The sequence below is a fragment of the Ruegeria sp. HKCCD9138 genome, from assembly GCF_057220975.1.
This window is the reverse complement of record NZ_JBWVAZ010000001.1, coordinates 236,380-254,608: the sequence shown is the minus strand read 5'-3', so window position 1 is coordinate 254,608 and position 18,229 is coordinate 236,380. Positions and strand designations below refer to the sequence as shown.

Annotated in this window: 18 protein-coding genes; 4 read left to right on the top strand and 14 right to left on the bottom strand. The window is 57.3% G+C overall.

From position 1 onward, the window contains the following. Positions 1 to 103: 103 nt before the first annotated feature. The 4 genes from fdxA to AC2TEL_RS01305 all read right to left on the bottom strand — a co-directional run bounded on the left by fdxA (position 104) and on the right by AC2TEL_RS01305 (position 4,285). A complete protein-coding gene (fdxA, locus tag AC2TEL_RS01320; RefSeq protein WP_480839095.1) occupies positions 104 to 442 on the bottom strand; it encodes a ferredoxin FdxA in 339 nt (112 codons plus the stop codon). A 66-nt stretch (positions 443 to 508) separates the two neighbouring features. Next, positions 509 to 874, bottom strand: a complete 366-nt coding sequence (locus AC2TEL_RS01315) for an RNA-binding S4 domain-containing protein (RefSeq protein WP_480901499.1) — start codon at positions 872 to 874, stop codon at positions 509 to 511. A gap of 6 nt (positions 875 to 880) precedes the next feature. Further along, the gene (locus AC2TEL_RS01310) at positions 881 to 3,694 is read right to left on the bottom strand and encodes a helicase-related protein (RefSeq protein WP_480901498.1); all 2,814 of its coding nucleotides are present in this window, start codon (positions 3,692 to 3,694) and stop codon (positions 881 to 883) included. Positions 3,695 to 3,715: 21 nt separating this feature from the next. Further along, positions 3,716 to 4,285, bottom strand: a complete 570-nt coding sequence (locus AC2TEL_RS01305) for a tetratricopeptide repeat protein (protein WP_480839089.1) — start codon at positions 4,283 to 4,285, stop codon at positions 3,716 to 3,718. A 69-nt stretch (positions 4,286 to 4,354) separates the two neighbouring features. On the opposite strand from AC2TEL_RS01305, the gene AC2TEL_RS01300 reads away from it, so the two are divergent. The 3 genes from AC2TEL_RS01300 (at position 4,355) to AC2TEL_RS01290 (ending at position 7,533) form a co-directional block, all read left to right on the top strand. Beyond that, positions 4,355 to 4,645: an SCP2 sterol-binding domain-containing protein gene (locus AC2TEL_RS01300; RefSeq protein ID WP_480839087.1), complete on the top strand. Its 291-nt coding sequence runs from the start codon at positions 4,355 to 4,357 to the stop codon at positions 4,643 to 4,645. Continuing rightward, the gene (locus AC2TEL_RS01295; protein WP_480839085.1) at positions 4,645 to 5,625 is read left to right on the top strand and encodes an alpha/beta hydrolase; all 981 of its coding nucleotides are present in this window, start codon (positions 4,645 to 4,647) and stop codon (positions 5,623 to 5,625) included. Before AC2TEL_RS01300 ends, AC2TEL_RS01295 begins: the two co-directional genes overlap by 1 nt. Before the next feature lie 87 nt (positions 5,626 to 5,712). Next, the gene (locus tag AC2TEL_RS01290; protein WP_480839083.1) at positions 5,713 to 7,533 is read left to right on the top strand and encodes a M3 family oligoendopeptidase; all 1,821 of its coding nucleotides are present in this window, start codon (positions 5,713 to 5,715) and stop codon (positions 7,531 to 7,533) included. Between the two features lie 56 nt (positions 7,534 to 7,589). Here the strand turns inward: AC2TEL_RS01290 and AC2TEL_RS01285 are convergent, their stop codons facing one another. The 6 genes from AC2TEL_RS01285 to AC2TEL_RS01260 form a co-directional block, all read right to left on the bottom strand. Continuing rightward, positions 7,590 to 8,261, bottom strand: coding sequence for a Crp/Fnr family transcriptional regulator (locus AC2TEL_RS01285; protein WP_480901497.1), 672 nt, complete (start codon positions 8,259 to 8,261; stop codon positions 7,590 to 7,592). Between the two features lie 264 nt (positions 8,262 to 8,525). Further along, positions 8,526 to 9,425 carry a DMT family transporter gene (locus AC2TEL_RS01280; protein WP_480901496.1) on the bottom strand — a complete coding sequence of 300 codons (900 nt, stop codon included), beginning with the start codon at positions 9,423 to 9,425 and terminating at the stop codon, positions 8,526 to 8,528. 19 nt (positions 9,426 to 9,444) lie between these two features. Further along, entirely contained in the window at positions 9,445 to 9,714 is a 270-nt protein-coding gene (locus tag AC2TEL_RS01275) for a DksA/TraR family C4-type zinc finger protein (protein WP_480839077.1), read from the bottom strand. 66 nt (positions 9,715 to 9,780) lie between these two features. Beyond that, positions 9,781 to 10,755 carry a Gfo/Idh/MocA family protein gene (locus AC2TEL_RS01270; protein WP_480901494.1) on the bottom strand — a complete coding sequence of 325 codons (975 nt, stop codon included), beginning with the start codon at positions 10,753 to 10,755 and terminating at the stop codon, positions 9,781 to 9,783. 166 nt (positions 10,756 to 10,921) lie between these two features. Continuing rightward, on the bottom strand, positions 10,922 to 11,818 hold the full coding sequence (gene rpoH / locus AC2TEL_RS01265; protein WP_480839073.1) for an RNA polymerase sigma factor RpoH: 897 nt from the start codon (positions 11,816 to 11,818) through the stop codon (positions 10,922 to 10,924). A gap of 147 nt (positions 11,819 to 11,965) precedes the next feature. Then, on the bottom strand, positions 11,966 to 13,000 hold the full coding sequence (locus tag AC2TEL_RS01260) for an RluA family pseudouridine synthase (protein ID WP_480839071.1): 1,035 nt from the start codon (positions 12,998 to 13,000) through the stop codon (positions 11,966 to 11,968). Here AC2TEL_RS01260 and AC2TEL_RS01255 point away from each other — a divergent pair. Beyond that, a complete protein-coding gene (locus AC2TEL_RS01255) occupies positions 12,999 to 13,301 on the top strand; it encodes a DUF6476 family protein (protein ID WP_480839069.1) in 303 nt (100 codons plus the stop codon). The two genes, AC2TEL_RS01260 and AC2TEL_RS01255, sit on opposite strands and share 2 nt — an antisense overlap. 11 nt (positions 13,302 to 13,312) lie before the next feature. On the opposite strand, the gene AC2TEL_RS01250 is transcribed toward AC2TEL_RS01255, so the two are convergent. The 4 genes from AC2TEL_RS01250 to AC2TEL_RS01235 form a co-directional block, all read right to left on the bottom strand. After that, entirely contained in the window at positions 13,313 to 14,119 is an 807-nt protein-coding gene (locus AC2TEL_RS01250) for a hypothetical protein (protein ID WP_480839067.1), read from the bottom strand. Between the two features lie 61 nt (positions 14,120 to 14,180). Continuing rightward, positions 14,181 to 15,161 carry a glycosyltransferase family 2 protein gene (locus AC2TEL_RS01245; RefSeq protein WP_480901492.1) on the bottom strand — a complete coding sequence of 327 codons (981 nt, stop codon included), beginning with the start codon at positions 15,159 to 15,161 and terminating at the stop codon, positions 14,181 to 14,183. 126 nt (positions 15,162 to 15,287) lie between these two features. Then, positions 15,288 to 17,282 carry a hypothetical protein gene (locus AC2TEL_RS01240; RefSeq protein ID WP_480901491.1) on the bottom strand — a complete coding sequence of 665 codons (1,995 nt, stop codon included), beginning with the start codon at positions 17,280 to 17,282 and terminating at the stop codon, positions 15,288 to 15,290. Further along, positions 17,279 to 18,226 (bottom strand): hypothetical protein, encoded by a 948-nt coding sequence (locus AC2TEL_RS01235; RefSeq protein ID WP_480901489.1) that lies wholly within the window; start codon positions 18,224 to 18,226, stop codon positions 17,279 to 17,281. The genes AC2TEL_RS01240 and AC2TEL_RS01235 overlap by 4 nt, the downstream gene beginning before the upstream one ends. Positions 18,227 to 18,229 lie beyond the last annotated feature (3 nt).

Genomic DNA, 18,229 nt, shown 5'->3' with positions numbered 1-18,229 from the left:
ACCCAAAAGGCCACCAACCGATTGGGCGCTTGAAACGCAGTATTATCAAGCGCTTGCGCGCCTCTCCGGCATCAATTGGCCCACACATTGAGCGGCGAATCGCTCAGCCACCTTCGCCGGGTGCTTCCGAGAAATACTTCTCCATCTTGCCTTCTTCGCCGTCGCGTTCCTCGGCTTCCGGCAGCGGATCCTTTTTGGTCACGATCACTGGCCATTGTTCGGAGTATTTCCGATTGAATTCGACCCATTCCTCCATCCCCGGCTCGGTATCCGGGCGGATGGCATCAGCCGGGCATTCGGGCTCGCAGACACCGCAATCGATGCACTCGTCAGGATGGATGACCAGCGCGTTCTCGCCTTCATAGAAACAGTCCACCGGGCAGACTTCGACACAGTCCGTGTATTTGCAGGCGATGCAGTTTTCGGTGACAACATAGGTCATGGGTCAATTCCTGTTTTCGGCTTGGGCGACTAGCTAATTCAGTCTGCCCGCCTCTTCAAGAGAAGATCACTGCTTTGGGGTGCGAGAAAGATCAAGCGCGCGCCGATCTTTCTTGGTCGGGCGACCTTTTCCTTCAAAACCCGGGTTTTGTGGCGATGCGTCCCGCTTTTCGGTCAAATCCGTGTAAAGCGTTTGCGCCTCGGGCGCCGGCCCCCGCCGCTCGCCAAGGGCTTCGATGCGGACAACACGTACCACCCGCCCCTGGGAGAATGTCAGGACATCTCCGGGAGAGACCGCCAGCGCCGGTTTCTGGATTCGGTTTCCGTTGACCCGCACGTGGCCGCAACTGACCTGTCTGGCGGCCAGGCTGCGGGTCTTGAAGAACCGCGCCTGCCACAACCATTTGTCGATCCGCAGCTTGGCCTCGGCCATCGCAGGTCAGTTACCGTCCTTCAGGCCCATAAGCGCGGCTGCAAATGGGTTATCAGGATCAATGGCCTTTTCCTTTTTCGGGGGTCGCGACGAGAAGGTCTTGTTGCCCTGAGGCTTGCCCCCCTTCTTGCCATGCGGTTTGCTGCGACCATCCTGAGCTTTACCACGCGGTTTGCCCTTACCCTGACCTTGCCGCTGTTCACGGCGTGGCCCACGGTTGGCCTGACGCTGACGTCCCCAAGTAAAGGTATAGAAAACCTCGACCTCGGGCTCATCCGTTGCGGGAGCCTCGGCTGCCGCCGCGGTGCCGTCGGTGGCCTCGGCTGCCGCCTCGGCGGGAGTGGCGACCTCTTCCGTTGCGACTTCGGGCGCTGGCGCTGCTTCGGCAGCAGGCTGTTCGGGCGCTTCAGTCGCAGGTTTTTCAGCCTCGACCGGTGTCGCCTTGACCTTTTCACGCTCGCCCCGCTCGGCCTTGTAGCCCAAGCCCTGCATCAGATCGGCGAACTGTTCCAGTGTCATGCCAGTGATCGACAGCATGTCGGGTTTGGCCTCAAAGCCGCCCCGGCTGTCTTCTGCGCGCAGCATGTCGGCCAGGCGTTCCAGCATGTCGATCCGGATCGAGCGTTCGCCCGCATCGCGATATCCACACATGGTGTCGTAACCTTCGGGCGCATCCTTGGCGACCGGCACAGTGACCAGACCCGGAGGAGGTGCTTCCGGGAACTCCTGCAAACCACCCGCAAGTGCCCAGAGAACCAGACGCAGACGCGTCGGGGCGGGCTTCAACAGCAGCGGCATAAAGATCGTGAACTGGCCGAACCGAATGCCATGCTTGCGCAGTGCGCCGCGGGCGTCCTGATCCAGGTCTTTGACTTCCTGCGCGACGCCGGCTCGTGGCAGCACGCCCAGCGCCTCGACCATACGGAAGGCAAAGCCCTTGGCCAAACCGGACAGTTCCTCGTCCCGCGACAGGTTCAGCAACGGCTCGAACAGAGCGGCGACCTTGCGGTCGATGAAGTGCTGCAAGCGACGCTGCACTTTCTGTTCAACGTCCGGCCCTGCGGCCTCATCCACAAAAACCTCGACCACCGGCTTGAGTGGCTCTGCCCCGGCAACTAGCTTGCCGACGGCATATTCGCCCCACATCAGGCCGCCCTGATCGGTAAAATCAATTTCGGTATCGGGTGCATTGTAGAAGCGATCGGCGCGCAGATGGAATTGCGGCGCGAGTGCTTGCAGGGAGGCCGATTTCAAAGCTTTCGCCTCGGTTCCTTGCGCGCTTTTGTCCGGGATAAACCGGAACCCTTCCAGACGACCGACGAATTCGCCTTCGACGGTCACTTCACCCTTGTCATTTACTTCGGCCAAAAGGGCCTCCTTCTGTTTGAGCCGGCGCAGCAAAACCGATGTGCGCCGGTCCACAAATCTCTGAGTCAGACGATCGTGCAACGCGTCCGACACTCTGTCTTCTACAGCGCGGGTTTCGGCGCGCCAATGTGATTCGTCACGCACCCAGCCATTTCGCTGCGCAACATATGTCCAGGTGCGAATATATGCCAACCTTTTGGAAAGCGCATCTATATCCCCATCCGTCCGGTCAATTCGGCGAATTTGTCGCGCCATGAAGTCGTCCGGGATCGCACCGCGTTCATGCAGGTGACCATAGATCACCTCAAGCAAGCTTGCGTGTTCTGCATGGCTGATACCGCGAAAATCGGGGATTCGGCACACGTCCCACAGCAAACGGATCGATTGTCCGTCGCTGGCACGCGCCGCGATGTCAGCAACTTGCGAGAGCGATTTCAGCACGTTCAGATCGTCAGCGGGCCGCGCCTTGGTCAGGTTTTCGCTGTTCGGGCTGACTTCGAGCGAGTCGATCAGGGCGTCAATCGAGCCGAACCGCAAGGCGGCATTCCGCCAGTTCAGCTTTTTCATCGGCATAAACCGGCTGTCCATGATCGCTTGCGCGACACCGTCGTCCAGCGGAGGGGCCTCACCGGTCACTCCAAATGTGCCGTCCGACATCCCGCGCCCGGCACGGCCGGCGATCTGGGCGAGTTCGTTTGGCGCCAATGGGCGCATCCGGCGGCCATCGAACTTGGTCAGGGCTGAAAACGCCACATGGTTTACATCCAGGTTCAGACCCATCCCGATGGCATCAGTGGCGACCAGAAAATCGACTTCGCCATTCTGATACAGATCCACCTGTGCGTTCCGCGTGCGCGGGCTGAGCGCGCCCATAACCACCGCTGCTCCGCCCTTTTGACGGCGTAACAGTTCAGCGATGGCATAGACGTTTTCGACCGAAAACCCGACGATGGCACTGCGCGGGGGCATGCGGCTGATCTTTTTGGAACCGGAATAGACCAGTTGCGACATCCGCTCGCGCCGGACGAACTGCGCCTCGGGTACAAGGGCCGAGATGGGGCCGCGCATGGTGTCAGAGCCGAGAAACAGCGTCTCGCTGGTGCCGCGCGCCCGCAACAGCCGATCCGTGAACACATGGCCGCGCTCGGGGTCGGTACAGAGCTGGATTTCGTCAATTGCCACGAAATCCGCGCCCATCTCTTCCGGCATCGCCTCGACCGTGCAGACCCAATACTGGGTGCGCGGCGGCACGATCCGCTCTTCTCCCGTCACCAGCGCGACGACCGAAGGTCCACGGATCGCGACTATCTTGTCGTAGATCTCGCGCGCCAGCAGACGTAGCGGCAAGCCGATGACACCAGTTCGGTGCCCCAGCATCCGCTCGATCGCGTAATGGGTTTTACCTGTGTTAGTCGGACCAAGAACGGCCACAATTCGGGACGACCCGTTCACCTTTGCCCCCTGCCCTGAGCCTTACAGAGCCTTGCCTTCGATCTGAGGCTTCAGCCGATTCACGGCATTGGTTACTTCTTCGTGATGGGGATGTATAGCCAGCGCTCGGGAATAGGCGTCGTAAGCTTGTTCAGGCTTACCAACAATCTCGAATATCAGACCGAGCCCGTAGATGGCCTCGTAATGATTGGGGTTCAGCGTCAATGCATGCTCCAGATCAGCTGCCGCCATACCGAACCGGTCCAAGCCAAAAAATGCGGACGCTCTGACATGCCACCCCTCGGCAAATTCGGGCGCGTGGTCCGTCAGCGCCGTCAGGTGTTCAATTGCAGCGTCAATGTCACCGTCATCCAGCGCCTCGCGCCCACGCTCAAGCAAGAGATCGGCCGAAGCTGATCCTGATTGCGACCAAAGTGCTTTCAGTTGGCGATCAATCCCGATCGCAAGTTCCGGCGTGGCCTGCGCCAGTTGTTGCAGCAATGCCGCCTCATCCCGAGAATCAGCCTGTTGCGCAATGCAACTGGTGGAAATCGTGACTAGGAGAGTCGTTGCCGCCACGATACCTTTGAGTTTGATGCTTGCAATGCTCATAACAACGTTCAGTGTAGCGTTGCGACCGGGGATGTCCATTCACGGCGCACAAACAAAACGAGGAAAAGCATGAGCGACATTCTTGAGAAAGCTGCGGCCGCGCTGAACGAAAAACTGGCAGGCGGCGCTTTTGACGCTTCGGCAAAATTTGCAATCGCCGATCTGGGCGCAATTATCCTGGATGCTGACGGCGCACGGGTCAGCGACGAAGAAGCGGACGTTACTCTCAGTGCAGATGCTGATACATTCGAACAGATCCTCAGCGGTGACCTGAACCCCACCGGTGCTTTCATGTCCGGAAAGCTGAGCGTTGACGGAGACATGGGAATCGCCATGAAACTTGCCTCGGTGCTGGCCTGATGAAATTATCGCCGGCCCCTTTCTTTGAAGACGTGGCCGGCGGACCTGCCGGTGGTGTGGCCCATTGGCTGAAAACCGAAGACAGTATTCGCATTCGCGTCGGCCACTGGCGCCCACAAGGTGATGCGCTTGGCACCGTAATGCTGTTTCCCGGCCGTACGGAATACATCGAAAAATACGGCGATGCCGCAACCGAATTCGTAAACCGCGGCTTTGCGGCGCTGGCAGTGGATTGGCGCGGCCAGGGTCTGGCCGACAGATTGCTGGAAGACCCGCGTGTGGGGCATGTCGAAAAGTTTACGGATTACCAGCATGACCTGCGTGCGGTACTGGAATCGGCGGCGAAACTTGAACTGCCAAAACCTTGGTATATCGTTGGTCATTCTATGGGCGGCGCGATTGGTTTGCGGGCGGTCCTGGAAAGCGACTCTTTCGCGGCATGCGCTTTTACTGGACCGATGTGGGGAATATTCTTCACACCGCTTATGCGACCTCTCAGCCGACTGACTGCATATTGGGGGCCAAGAGTCGGTCTTGGCGAGAAGACACCGCCGACGACATCGTTGCAAAGCTATGTTGCTTCGCAACCCTTTGATGGCAATGTGCTGACCCGCGATCCTGTGATGTACAAGATGATGCAGGATCAACTTGCGGCACACCCGGAACTCGCCTTGGGCGCACCATCAACCATCTGGCTACGAGAAGCATTGGACGAATGCGCCTGGCTGATGGATCAACCGGCGCCAGATATTCCCTGCCTGACTTTTCTGGGCAGTCACGAACAAATTGTTGACCGCAAGGCGATCCGTGCGCGGATGGCAAACTGGCCAAAAGGAAAATTGGTCGAGATTCCGGACGGCGAGCATGAGGTGCTTATGGAAGGCCCCGAAGTGCGCGGGCCCGTCTTTGAACAACTCGCCGTCCATTTCCTGGCGGCGCGCACGGATCGGCCTTGCGAGCCGGTCTATTCGGGCGGGTGATCTGCAAGGGCACGGGCATATCAGTCGTCTTGTGATCCGCTTGTCGCACGCCTAGATGTTGGCAAACAATTCTATTTGAGGTGTTCCATGCGCGACCTTCCCTTTCCCGTCCGTGATGCAAATGCAGTCGGAGGTACCGACAACCTGGGCGAGCTGCCGGAATGGGATCTGACCGATCTCTACAAGTCAGAAGACGCGCCGGAGCTGGCCCGTGACCTGGGCTGGCTCGAAAAGGAATGCGCTTCATTCGCTGAGGACTACGAAGGCAAACTCGCCGAATTGGATGCCGAAGGCCTGCTGACCTGTGTGCACCGCAACGAGAAAATCAACACCATCGCAGGCCGCATCATGTCTTTTGCCGGGCTGCGGTATTATCAGCTGACCACGGACGCCGATCGCGCGAAGTTCCTGTCCGACATGCAGGAAAAGATTACCGTTTTCACGACCCCGCTGGTGTTTTTCACCCTTGAAATCAACCGCATCGAAGACGACGCCCTTAAGGCACTCTTTGACGCCAACCCAGCGCTGGCCCGATACGAACCTGTTTTTCGTCGCATCCGCGCGATGAAACCCTACCAGCTGTCTGACGAGCTTGAAAAATTCCTGCACGACCTGGGTGTCGTGGGTGACGCCTGGGAGCGCCTGTTTGACGAAACCATCGCCGGGCTGACATTTACGGTTGATGGCGAAGACCTGAATATCGAAGGCACGCTGAACCTGCTGACAGAACAGGACCGAGCCAAGCGCGAAGCCGCGGCGCGGGAACTTGCGTCGGTGTTTCAGGACAACATCAAAACATTTGCTCGGGTTCACAACACGCAGTCCAAGGAAAAAGAGATCATCGACCGCTGGCGCAATATGCCGACCGCGCAAACGGGACGACACCTGTCGAATGATGTCGAACCCGAAGTGGTCGAGGCCCTGCGCGAGGCCGTGGTCGCCGCCTACCCCAAGCTCAGCCACCGGTATTATGAGCTCAAGCGAAAATGGCTGGGTCTGGACGTCATGCAGGTCTGGGACCGCAACGCGCCCTTGCCGATGGAAGACACACGCATCGTGAACTGGGCCGAGGCCGAGAAAACGGTGATGGACGCCTACAACGCCTTCGATCCTCGTATGGGTGAAATTGCGACGCCCTTCTTTTCAAAGGGCTGGATCGATGCAGCCGTGAAACCGGGCAAAGCACCCGGTGCCTTTGCGCACCCGACCGTGACCGAGGTGCACCCCTATGTGATGCTCAACTATCTGGGCAAGCCGCGCGACGTCATGACATTGGCGCACGAGCTGGGGCACGGCGTGCATCAGGTACTGGCTGCCGATCAGGGCGAGATGCTGTCGTCGACGCCTCTGACGCTGGCTGAAACGGCCTCAGTTTTCGGTGAGATGCTGACCTTCCGCAAAATGTTGGATCAGGCTGAAACACCTGAGCAGCGTAAGGTTCTGTTGGCCGGAAAAGTCGAAGACATGATCAACACGGTCGTGCGCCAGATCGCGTTTTACGATTTCGAATGCAAACTGCATGCCGCCCGGCGCGAGGGCGAACTGACCCCGGATGACATCAACGCCCTGTGGATGAGCGTTCAGGCCGAAAGCCTTGGCCCGGCGTTCGAATTCATGGATGGGTATGAGACATTCTGGGCTTACATCCCCCACTTTGTTCATTCACCTTTTTATGTCTATGCCTATGCTTTCGGCGATGGCCTCGTGAACGCGCTCTATTCAGTCTACGAAAGCGGCGCAGAAGGCTTCGAGGACAAGTATTTCGAAATGCTGCGTGCCGGCGGGTCAAAACACCATTCCGAATTGCTGGCACCGTTTGGTCTGGACGCCAGCGATCCAAAATTCTGGGACAAGGGCCTGTCGATGATCTCAGGTTTCATTGACGAATTGGAAGCGATGGAATCCTGACCGCATGGAATTCGGGAATAAAAGGTCAAAGCGCCCCGGATCTTGGGGCGCTTTTTTCATTCCACCATTTCTCGTAGACGTTCGACGTCCCGGACGACGACGCATTTTTGCTCGCATGTTACGCCATGCTTTCTGAGCTTGGAAAACGCGCGTGACAGACTTTCGGGTTTCATGCCGAGGTTCGAGGCAAGAATTACCTTGTCAAAAGGCAACTGAACACTTGCGCCTCCGCCCTGTTTGTCGATCAGCCGGATCAGGAAACTGCACAGCCGTTCGATACCCGTCAAAACCTTCAGTTCTTCGACCTGATGCATCATATCATCAAGGTGATGGGCAGCCGCAGAAAGGATCGCCGACACGATCTCACGGTCAGCTCCGTTGCAGGAGCAAACAGCAGACAAATCAATGAACAATATCTGACAATCCGAAACGGCCTCGGCATATGACTTCGTGTTTCCACCTCGCAATGCCGAAATTTCATCAAAACTCTGCCCCTCCGACAACACCGCTAACAGCGCCTCGTGGCCGGAAGGCGTGACCCGGAACAGCTTGACCCACCCACGCAGTACGATCTTCAGCGAGTCGCATGGTTCATCTTGCAGGCAGATGGTTTGCCCCCGCTCGAAACTGCGTTTCTTCGACCGGGACAAAAGGCATTTACGGACAGAGGGGGACAGCTGATCCAACAGTGGCACTGCGTTCTGGGTATCGTGGCTGAAATCAAACATCGGCTTTCCTGGGGCAGTCAGAGACTCACAGGTAGCGAAAAAAAATCGATCTCAATTTGAGCCAGATCAAATTTTAAGTAACTGTAATGTTTAATAAATTCTTAAATCGGAATATAATTGCCTAACTTTTCGGCTAAATGCAAACAATTCCACAAGGTTTTGTGCCTCTGCCTGATGACCCCGCCGGGTCCGTTTTACCAATTGAATTGGGTTCGATTGATCTGACGTGGAGCGGCAGTTTTGACACTCAGCCATGTCGCCGCGCTAGTTTTCTTCTGACTTTTTCATAGAAGTCAGGAAAATGGCGGACACGATCAGAATGGCACCCAGAATTGCAAGCGGAGTGATGGTCGCACCCAGAAACACGGCAGAGTTGACGAAGGTGAATACGACCGACGCGGCAAACAACAACGTTGCCGTCAGCGTGGAAACCCGTGCGGCGGCCTCATACCACAGGTAATAGGCCAGCGCGGTTGGCAGGATTCCAAGCAGGATCAGGAAGAGCACATCATTGGCGCTGGGAACTTGCAGCGAAAATAACGCCAAGGGCACCAGAAGCACGCCGGAGCACAGGAATATGCCAAACAAGAAATTCAAGCGCTCAGGCGTTGACTGAGATGACCGCATGGCCCGGCTGCTAGAAATAAGGAACACCGCCCAGCTGAGGCCCGCCCCGATTTCCATCAGATCGCCAAACAACGGCTCTCCGCCGCCCTGAAAATCCCGATAAACCGTCAGGAATACGCCGAAGATCGCCAAGGCCGTGGCGAGCACATCCATACGCCCCACGGGTGTGTCGGCAAAGAAATAGAGAAATACCAACACAAAGAACGGAGCCGTGTTTTCCAGCACCATGGCGTTGGCGGCGCCTGTGTGCTCAAGCCCGATGTGAAAAAGGATATAATTCACGACTGTCGCCAGAACGGCCAGGCGAAAGTTCCGGTCACCGAACCGGATCAAGACCGGGGCCTTCATCACCCGAAGCATTCCATAGATGGCCAGTGCCGCGATAAACAGGCGTGTCACGGCGATCTGCAACCCACCCAGATCGCTGGTCAGGTATCGAACGATGACGCTATGCGTGCCCCATAGAAAAGCGGCCAGAAACCCAAGCAGCAGACCATTTTGCAACCAGGTGTGGCCTTTTGCCGGTTCATCCTGCACGGGGCGCTCCTGACCTGTCTTATTTCAGCTGACTGTCCTTGGAGCCGCGCCGGTTGATCCCGGTGCGCGCCTTGAACGCACCGTCTCGTTCCTGTTGGCAATCCAGGCACAACTTAACACCGGGCAAAGCCAGACGGCGCTTTTCAGGAATCGGTTCTTCACATTCGGCACAATGGGTCAGGCTTTCGCCGACAGGACGTTTCTGCGCCTGCATCCGTGCCAGTTCGTCCGAAATGGATGCCTCGATCTGTTCGCTCACCGCGCCGTCGCGCGCCCAGCCACCGGCCATGGGTCCTCTCCTGATTGGGTGAGGAACAGGTTAGACGCGCCGGGGCAATGTTGGCAAGCAGACGCTTTAAAGTGCCACGGCGCCGTCAAAAACCTGGTCAATCACGACCTGCGTACCACGCGAGAATTCCAGCGGGCACAGATAGTCCTGTCCGTTTCGGGCCGCCCCACAAAACGCCTCGACCTGCAATTTGTAATGATCGTCTCCTGGAAAGCGTGTGACCTGCACTTCAAGGCCAGGACGATGCAGTTCCACCCTTGCTTCCCCGAATACGCGCGCGTTGAAGGGGGCCGTCAGGCGAATAACGCCCTTTTCGCCGTGAAACACCATTTCCTGATGGGGGTGCATGCGGATTGAGACATAGGCGGAATAGGTAAAACCTGGGAACTGGGCGCGTATCTCGGTGAAGGTGTCGATGCCGTTATCCCAGCGGATCGCGGATTGCACGGTTTCCGGTTCCCGCCCCGTTGCAAACCGCGCGCCACCGATCACGTAAACGCCGATGTCCCGCAGCCCACCGCCGCCAGTTTCGGCGCGATTGCGGATATTCTGCGTTTCGGTGCGATTGTCAAAGCTGAAAGCACCGGTGACATGTACCAGACGCCCGATTGCACCATCCGAGATCAGTTTGCGCGCAAGCTGCCACTGCGGATGATGAACGATCATATAGGCCTCGGCCGCCAGCAACCCTGTTTCATCCCGTTTGGCGATCAGCTGATCAAACTCTTCAGCCCGCATTGTCATGGGCTTTTCACAAAGCACATGCTTGCCCGCCTCCAAGGCCTTCATGCTCCATTCGACATGCAGGTGATTTGGTAACGGAATATAGACAGCCTCGATCGCGGGATCTGACAAAAGGGCATCATAGCTGTCATAGACCGAGAGATCCGGGCAGAAGCTCAAGAAAGGTTCAGCTTTTTTGGAATCAGAAGTGGCCAACCCCGCGAACCGAGCCCCATTGGCCCCATGTATCGCCGGCGTCATGTACTGGCGAGCGAATTTCGAAGCTCCAAGAACACCCCATTGAACCGGTTTTTGCATGAACGCCCCTCCCATAGCCTGTGACGCCGCCTTCGTTAGCGCAAACGCAACCCGGGCCTTCTAACAATACTGAGCCATCCTGTCATGACCCAAGGCATCGCGCGATTGCAAAAAAGCCGGCCCAATCGAGAATTGGACCGGCTTCCGTCAGGTTTTGTCAACAGGCTCAGACCTTGCCCAGCATTCCTTTTTCGCGGGCAAGCTCGCGCATCTTTTTCTGCAGCTTCTCAAAGGCGCGAACCTCAATCTGACGAATACGTTCGCGGCTGACGTTATACTGCGTGCTCAGTTCCTCCAGCGTTACCGGCTGATCCATCAGACGGCGCTGGGTCAGGATGTCCTTTTCACGGTCATTCAGTACGTCCAGAGCAGCCGCCAGCAACTCACGACGTGCTTCCAGCTCGTCCCGAGCCTCATAATCGCCGGCCTGATCGGCGTCTTCATCCTCAAGCCAGTCCTGCCACTGCATCGTGCCTTCGCCGTCGGACCCGACGGTTGCATTCAGCGAGGCATCGCCACCGGACATCCGGCGGTTCATGCTGACCACCTCATCTTCGGTCACGCCCAGATCTTCGGCGATCTTCTTCACGTTTTCCGGTCGCAGATCGCCCTCTTCCAGCGCGCCGATGCGCGCCTTGGCTTTGCGCAAGTTGAAAAACAGCTTTTTCTGCGCCGAGGTTGTGCCGAGTTTGACCATCGACCACGACCGCAGGACATATTCCTGGATCGAGGCGCGAATCCACCACATCGCATAGGTTGCCAGCCGGAATCCTTTTTCCGGGTCGAATTTCTTGACGGCCTGCATCAGGCCCACGTTGGCCTCGGAAATCACCTCGGCCTGCGGCAAGCCATAGCCGCGATAGCCCATGGCGATCTTCGCCGCCAGACGCAGGTGCGAGGTTACCATCTTGTGCGCAGCCTCAGTATCCTGTTCTTCGATCCAGCGTTTTGCCAGCATATATTCCTCTTCCGGCTCCAGCAGGGGAAACTTGCGGATTTCCTGCATGTAGCGGTTCAGCCCACCCTCGGGTGACGGCGCTGGAAGGTTCGAGTAATTTGCCATATATTTCTGCCCCTTGGACAAATGTTTAAGCCCTTAACATGGGATATGGGTACCAGACCCGATACATTCAAGAGGATCTATTAACAGTCTGAGATTAAGTGCCGTTAAAGAAAAGCTTAGATTGCCGATTTCACAGGTCTTTGCACATTATGTCAACGGCGTTCGCAATTCATCCAGCAGCGTCACCATGTCATCAGGCAGTGGGGATTCGAACCGTAGCATTTCGCCGGTCACGGGATGCTGAAACCCCAGAACCGCCGCGTGTAGCGCTTGCCGCGGAAAGCCCCGAACCGCTTCGGCCGAAGCCTGGCTAAACGCACGGGCGGCCAGTTTGCGTTTGCCGCCATAAACAGGATCTCCGACCAACCCGTGACCGGCATGTGCCATATGCACGCGAATCTGATGAGTTCGACCGGTTTCGAGCCAACATTCGATCAGCGCCAGCGCTCCGGGCGAACCAAATGCCTCCATGACACGGGCACGCGTCACCGCGTGGCGTCCGCCGTGAAACAACACGGCCTGTTTCTGCCGATCCGTCTTGTGCCGCGCCAATTGGGTCGTCAGGCGCATGATGTTGCCCGGTTCGAAGCTGACGCCCTTGATCCCACGCAAACGGGGGTCGTTGGCGTCCGGAACCCCATAACAGATGGCGCGATAATATCTCTCGACGCTATGCGCCTCGAACTGAGCGGCAAGGCCCTGATGAGCCGCGTCCGATTTTGCGACCACCAGCAGCCCGCTTGTATCCTTGTCGATGCGATGCACTATTCCGGGGCGTTTGACCCCGCCCACACCGGACAGATCGTCACCACAATGGTGCAATAGTGCGTTCACCAATGTCCCGCTGGGCGACCCGGGCGCCGGGTGTACAACCATACCTGCCGGTTTGTTCACCACGATCAGATCCGAATCTTCAAAGACGATCTGCAATGGAATATCTTCAGGCCCGATATGGCTGTCTTCGGCTTCGGTCAGCGAAATAACCACCTGCGCGCCTTCGGCAATCCTCGCTTTCGGGTCCGTCGCCACGACGCCATCGACGCTGACAGCGCCATCGGAGACAAGTCGGGCAAGCCGCGTCCGCGACAGGGCCTCACCGTCTGGCACATCCCGCGAAAGCGCCTTATCAAGGCGGGGTGGCGGCGCGGCCGCGATTTGAAACTCAATCAGGCGAGTGCCCATGACTGACCCTTCCGAACCTCTGGAACCGCAGGAAACGCCGCAGCTTAGACTGTTGCGTCGCATGGTCATGTTGCTGACCGCGGTGATGATTGGCGGGGTTCTAGTGACATTCGCTTTGATTGTCATCCGCTTATCGGACCGCACCCCAACCCTGCCCGAGCAAGTCGAATTGCCCGATGGCGCAAAGGCTCAGGCTGTGACCATCGGAACCAATTGGTACGCAGTAGTGACCGACGACAATCGGATTCTGATCTTCGACAAAACGACCGGTCGGCTAAGGCAGGAATACGTCATCGAGTGATGGTGCGCGCCCTAGGTTACCAAGGCATCTGACGGTTCGATCCCGTGCTTCTTGCACATCTCTGCAAGCAACGAACCATCTGGTGGCCTTCCGTCGAATTCGTCAGTCAAAACTTGCCTCAGCCTGGAGGCGTAAAGATGAATTGACTGTATTTCATCCGAGATTTCGATCCAGCCGGGTTCAAAAAACCTCTGCTTTTGACGAGATCGGATCGGGTACAAAACGTCGGCTCTTTCGGATTTCGCGATTTCGCCCGTCTGTGTCAGGAAATGAGCCAACGCGAGGGGACCCAACGTTCCCCATTTCATATACCGGAAATCCAGTGGCAAACCCGAGTTTACGAACGACATTTTCTCTTCTTCATTCCACCAAGGTGGAATCGCCCCTTTTTCGGAAACAAAGTTCTTCAGGCAGTCCAGCGTTGAACTCGATTTCGGCAAGGACAAAACGCCGTTGGGGACCTGGTTTCGTACCTTTGCAAAAAGGTATCCATCTACGGGCCGCAAAGGTTTGAGAGCATAAGCGTCCGTATCGACCCAGAAATGATCCGTCTTCGCCAGAAGCAATATTCGAAAAACATCTGAATGGATCGCCGGGCTACCGATCAGGTGCCTGCGCCCGGCCTTTTGCCGCAGAATTTCGGGTGGGTCGTACACTTCGCGCGCATCCGCGTGGATGACGTAGTCGGGAAGGTTTTCCACCACGTCGTAAGTAAAGAGTGTTACTGGCTGACCAACATCGGCAAAAGACTTCAGACACAGAAGATCCAGAAAGCTCAGCCGTTTGCCAATCCACAAGGAAGCTGGTGTTTTTTGCATGTTCTCGCCGCCCTCTTTCAACCTGCAACATTGCCGCGTGATTTGGCCAAACAACCGCTCGTCAATCGCCGATCATCTGGGTCCAGAGTATGTCGGTGCCCGGCAATGATCGGACTTCCTTCGCAATCCGACGATGCAGGTTGCAGCATTGATTATGCAACTCGGCGGTTTCCGGATCGGACATCAGATTGTCGAAACAGCGTTTCTTCTGTTCGGATATTCCATCTATCGAACGTTCTTCGACGTGGTTCAGGTTCATCATGTTCCAGTAGTCCAACCCCATCTCGTTGCCGATATGGTTCGATCGCCCACGCAATTTCTTCACCAGATAGCTTTCGCAGGACTTGAGCGCATAGTGGTTGACCTGGACCAGATCATACCCCACGGAATCCCGCCCCGAGCGCCAGCTTCCATTGAAATACCGCTCGGGCATCAATTGCCCCGACCCATTGTACCAACGACACTCGGCCATAGTTTCGACAGTAGGCTGTTTGGGGCGATGAACGCCCAGCATGTCCCAGTATTCTCTTTTGAACATGGATTTCAAACCCCAGGCCTGGTGGGGTTTGGGAGTGTGCTCCGCCGCTGCGTTGCGAAACTGATCAGACAAGAACTCGTCTTTGTATTCAACGACTCCGCCGTTTCCAAATATCCGCCAGGTCATTGAAATCGTTCGTGCGTCCGGAATGGCATCCGTCAACGCCTTCAATGTGTGGTCACCGGTTTTCACGTTGATTTGCTCATCGGCATCGATGACGATGACCCAGTCCTGCGGGCGGGCAACCTCCATTGCAAGAAAGGTACGGAAGGCCCGTCGCTGAGGGCTGGTGCGGCGACGCGGGGAGTTGTTGTCCACATGGATTAGTATTCCGCGGTCGTGCAGTCTTTGCAGCAGCACGTCCGTACCGTCGGTGCAATCGTTGGTCATGACCACCATCTGATCGACACCTATTGCCTGATTATGCGCCACCCATTCGAGCACAAATGGCCCCTCGTTCTTCATGGGCGTTACGCTGACAAATCGGGGATCCTGTTCTGCCATTTCAGAATGCCTCATTTCCGGCCTTGCCTACGGCCTTGTCTGATTTTTCGAACAGATTAAACACATTGGTCCGGCAAACCAACGGCAATCGCAGCAGGCAGGTGCTTTTCGGCGTCTTGCAGATCGTCAATTCTCAGCTCTTTTCAATTGATTGGCAAAGCGTTTGAATGTCGGGCAAAGCTCATTGGCTTTTCGCAGATACGCACGCGCTTTTCCCTTTTTGCCACGGCGCAGCAGCATCTGTCCGGCTGCGCCTTGAATGGCTGCGGTGCCTTCATCCATATCTGCTGCCTGCAAAATCTGGTTTTCGCCCTGTTCGGTTGCGCCAACCCGTTCCAGCAGACGCCCCATTGCAAAGACCAGAAATGGATTCTCGGGATCGCAGGCCAGCGCTTCGGCCATGGTTCGACGTGCGCGTCCGGCGTCGCCCTCAGCTTCGTACATCTCAGCAAGGCGTTTGTGATACAGCGCACTTTCCGGGTTTTCGGCAACGACCTGTCGGGAAATATCGATGGCTTGGGACAGGGAAATCTGCCCCAGCCGCAGTTGAAGAACCGAAGCAAAGCTTCTGTACTGAGGGTCTTCTTGAGAAACGTCCGAAACGCTGTTCAACCCGACCTGCAACGCCGACAGCCGGGGGACGTCGCCCAACAGGCGTCTGGCCCTTTGATCCAACGCCAATTCTGACCAATCCATCAGGACCATGTCAAAGTTGCAGGGCTGGCGCGCGATTACTTTCTGCTGGACCAGATAAAGATTGTTGAACGGCGGAAACCGACGTTGCCGCAAGCTGCGTTGCAGCGCCCAGTCCACAGGCGGAAACAAACGGTACGCGAGTTGATCACGATACAGCATGCGTGATCCCAGCACGACAACATCCGGGCGCAAGGGTTTGGCCCAGAACGCTTTTGCGAATTGCAGGGTGCCGCCCCAGCGCTTTTTCTGCGCCCCCAGAATTGCCCCGCGCAGGGCGCTGAGCACCGCGTGATCCTCGGGCCAAAGATGCGGGTTTTTGAGCCCCTGTCGCGCCAGGGCTTCGCTCTCTTGCCAGTTACCCAGATAGAAGCAGTTCAGTGCCTGAAGCAGCGGTAAAAAGGCGTTATCCGCGCCTGCCTCCAGTATGGGTTTCGCCAGATCATACGCCTCCTGACACCGGTCCTGCGCAACGAGGTACTGAACGGCCTTGGAATAGACATGAGCCGCCTCGGACGTGTTCAAGAAAGCAGCCGGACCCTTTGAGGCGCGTTCAATGACGCGCCCGTTGGCCACCTGCATCTCATCTTCAGTCAGGACGTCGCGAAACACTTTGCGCTGCTGGCCGGAAACGCGCGCGGCGGCCATTGAGAAAGCAGAGATAAACGGGGCAACCACCTGGTCGGCACGTGACATCGTATAGAGTTCCAGAAAATCCCGCTGCGCACGGGTCAGGCCGGATAGATCGGCGATGTCCGACATTTGCATCAGATCGGGAAACCGCTGCTGGAAGCGGGCAATCAGCTCTGGCTGATCGGAAAACATGATCGCCGCCTGCCCCTTGGTCTTGGCCAGATGCGCCTCGTACAGCTCTTCGGGTTCGATCTTGGCAGGCCAGGTCGTATGTTTCCAGGGCAGCCCGTTCAGGATGTCGCCGCGCCGGATGTGATAGGCGGACACCCCCTGCCCCGAAAGTTTGTCATCGGCCCGCTTCATGATCGCGCTGATCCGGTCAGTGAACCCGATCCGATGAATATACTCGCGGTATCGCGGACGGATGGCCTCGATATCCTCCCACGCAAAAGCCAGGACTTCGAAGCCTTCTTCCACCAGAACCGAGCGGCCCGCGGCCAGGTGAGCCTTCAGCCGATCGGGCGACGGGTCGCTTTGAAAAGTCCACACCGGCAAGGCGTCCTTGCTGAGTTCGTCGAACGCTTTCTGGTCGAGAAAGTGCCGGTCCATCCAATCTTTCGTGAACAGCTCCTGCGGGTGATCCAGTTCCGGCGCATCCGATCCCTGAGGAAACCAGTTCACCCGGTAATCCGTTCCAAAATCCTCGGCCAGCCGAATGCAGGTGAGCATCATGAGAAGACGAGCACCCATCCGGTCCTTGCGCTGACCGATAAAGACGCCCGCTTTGGCCGTCATTGCGGGTTTGCGGCAGTTTCGGCCGCTCGCTGACGGCGCAATGCCTGAAATCTCTTGCGTGCCATACCAACAAGCTTCGGATGCCGTTCCCCACCGACCGCTTCGAGACCGCGCATATACATGGGCAACGTACGCCGGGTGCGCATCATCCGGTAGTACTCGGGTTTTTCCAACGTTCCATGCATCGCGCCCAGCATAACCGGTTTTAGCAGGTTGAGTTTCCGCAGCATCGGGGCGGCGAAATGGTTGGATGTCCAGGTTTTAAGAAGTGTCGTGTTCGGCGCCTCAAAGCGGGCGGCATGTTTGCGGTCCAGATCAAAAAAGGGATCGTAGAACACGTACGCCCGGCGTGCAGAACCGACCGCTTCGGCCGCATCGCTCAGCGGCAAGTCCCAGTCTTGGACCTGGCCAAAACGGTAACGGGTTTCCCAGGGAACCAGCCGCGTATCCAGTGTTGTCTGCGGATTGAAGGCGATCACGACCGATCCCGGCGCAATCGCCGAAAAGGCAAGCGCACCAAAGCCTCCCATCGAAGCCCCGGCAAAGACGACCTGATCGAAGCCTTCAAAAAAACCCTCGGCGGCCTTGGCCTGAAGGTAAGTTATGATTTCCGGGTCCCGGTACCAGGCCTTGGTTCGTGCGACAACGCCCAAATGAGACCAACCGATGTCCCGAAAGAACTTCCACCCCCAGGGTTCGCGGGCAAAGGACAGGTCGTTGACGTTGGCGATGTTGTCGAAACTGACCACGAGACGGGTCTTGTCCCGCTGATGGTACAGGACCGCGTGACGATCCAGCTTTTGCAGGAAACCGGATCCGTTGCCGCCGGGGTACAGCTCGACAAACCACGGCGGCGCCGGGTCCGTTAGGATACGTTCGTACCCTGTCTTGCGGTCGGGGTGCTCGGGCTGGAGCTGATCTTTGGTAAGGTCGTCGTCTGCCATTGC